This window comes from Phycicoccus jejuensis (assembly GCF_000720925.1).
GTDB classification, from domain to species: Bacteria; Actinomycetota; Actinomycetes; order Actinomycetales; family Dermatophilaceae; genus Phycicoccus; species Phycicoccus jejuensis.
This window is the reverse complement of record NZ_JOEE01000026.1, coordinates 1-1,782: the sequence shown is the minus strand read 5'-3', so window position 1 is coordinate 1,782 and position 1,782 is coordinate 1. Positions and strand designations below refer to the sequence as shown.

At 69.1% G+C, this 1,782-nt stretch carries 3 protein-coding genes; all 3 read right to left on the bottom strand.

Annotation, left to right across the window (positions count from 1 at the left end; genetic code table 11):
* A partial coding sequence (locus IG69_RS0119395) for a type IV secretory system conjugative DNA transfer family protein (RefSeq protein WP_245616202.1) occupies nucleotides 1-889 on the bottom strand: 889 nt, incomplete at its 3' end.
* Between the two features lie 71 nt (nucleotides 890-960).
* Nucleotides 961-1,338, bottom strand: coding sequence for a hypothetical protein (locus IG69_RS0119390; RefSeq protein WP_157577741.1), 378 nt, complete (start codon nucleotides 1,336-1,338; stop codon nucleotides 961-963).
* A gap of 66 nt (nucleotides 1,339-1,404) precedes the next feature.
* Complete coding sequence (locus tag IG69_RS0119385; protein WP_030529808.1) at nucleotides 1,405-1,740, bottom strand: integrase core domain-containing protein; 336 nt, start codon at nucleotides 1,738-1,740, stop codon at nucleotides 1,405-1,407.
* Nucleotides 1,741-1,782 lie beyond the last annotated feature (42 nt).

Here is a 1,782-nt window from a genome sequence, read left to right as displayed (position 1 = left end):
AGATGCCCAGGGCCCGCTCGTTAGCCATACGGGTGCGCAGGGTCGGCAGCGGCGCGGTGGAGGGCAGCTCGTCGAGGATGGCGTGGAAGGGCGGGCAGAGCCGACCCCACGAAGAGGTGTTCGCGACCTGCAGCGCGGTGTCGAGGACGTGCTCGGTGAACGCCGTCATCAACGGTGAGGCCGAGGCGTAGGGGTCCTCCCGCCCCAAGAGGTAGAACGTGCCGCCGCGGGCGATGACGTCGACGACGTCGGTAGCGGGCCTGCCGGGAGCGGGCACGCACCGCTGGCGGATGTCCTCCTGAAAGAAGAGAGACATGGACTGCTGCACCGTGGTGATCGTGTTGCCAGCGGTGCGGTCGTCGCCGTGAAGGGCCCCGTGGAGCAGGCCAGCCCAGAACGAGGCAGCGTGCGGGTGATGGCGCAGGATCTCGAGTGGTTCGGTCGCGGCCAGCGGGTTGGCCACCCACGACAGGACGTGCTCGAGCGTGCGGCCGGTCAGCGCCGCGGCGTGGAAGTAGCCCTGGAGGACCTTGGCCGCTTCAGCCGCATAGAAGCGGGCCGCGTCGTCGCCGTGACCTCCAGCGACAGCTCCCTTGACGGTGCCGGCGGTGAAGGCCTTGGCTCGCCTCTCGGCGACGAGCGGGTCGACACAGCCGCGGATGGGATCCCAGACAACCTCGGGGATTCCGGGGACGAGACCGAACGGGTCAAGGACGACCGCCGGCCGGTCGCCGCTCGAGCGGGCGGTGAATGTGAGCAGAAGGTCGTCGACCTTGGTGAGGGTGGTCAGAGCTGCGCCTGGGGCGGCGATGAGAGCTGGAGCGAGGAGATCGAGGGTCTTGCCTGATCCCTGCGGCCCGATGACGCCGGCAGTGCGGTCCCACGGCACCCAGAGCTCACCGGCTCGCGGCTGCCAGGAACGCCCCAGGTGCCACCCAACCTCGCTCGGGCGCAGCCGCATCATCGCCGCTGTTCCCTTCTCCCGCCGTAGAGGTCGGGCCGGATCACCTTCGCCTGTCGGCGCAGCCGGGATACGCCCAGTAACGCCTCGGCCTGCGAGGGAGTCGCCATGCCCTGCAGCCGCCCGGGCCCCCACCGGTCGATCACCCACTTCGTCGCCCACCCGCCGCCGATGAAGACCATCACGTCGACGACTGCGATGCAGCTCCACAGCAGGGTCGTGCTGGCGGGGTGGCCGAGGCCGGGGAGACCCGCGGCTGCGTCCCCTTCCACCAACCCGCCGATGGAAGTGAACAGGTCTTCGCGGGCCGCGAACTCGAGTCCGTTGCCGGCGATGAGGTTGGCAACCGTCCGACCCACCTGCAGGCCGAGGACCAAGAAGAGAGAGAACCCCACCGCCCCCGGGAGCCTGACCCGGTTTCCCGGACAGTTTCGGTGTGGTGATCATGCCGCGGTGATGGCGGCGGTGTGAAGGGCTTCGTACTCGTGCGGGGACAGGTAGCCGAGGGTGGAGTGCCGTCGGCGGGGGTTGTACCAGCCTTCGATCCATTCGAAGATCGCGGCAGCGAGTTCGACTCGTGAGGGCCAGTCGTGGCGGTCGAGGAGCTCGCGCTGCATGGTGGACCAGAACGACTCGATGAGGGCGTTGTCCACGCTGGAGGCGACCCGGCCCATCGACCCGGGCAGGCCGGCGTCGCGCAGGCGGTGGCCGAAGACCCAGGAGGTGTACTGGGCGGATTCAACTGGTCGTCGCAACACCTCGATCGTGGAGGTGTTCATGGGTCGTCCACCTGGGTGGATGGTGACGAGGACGGGTCGTCC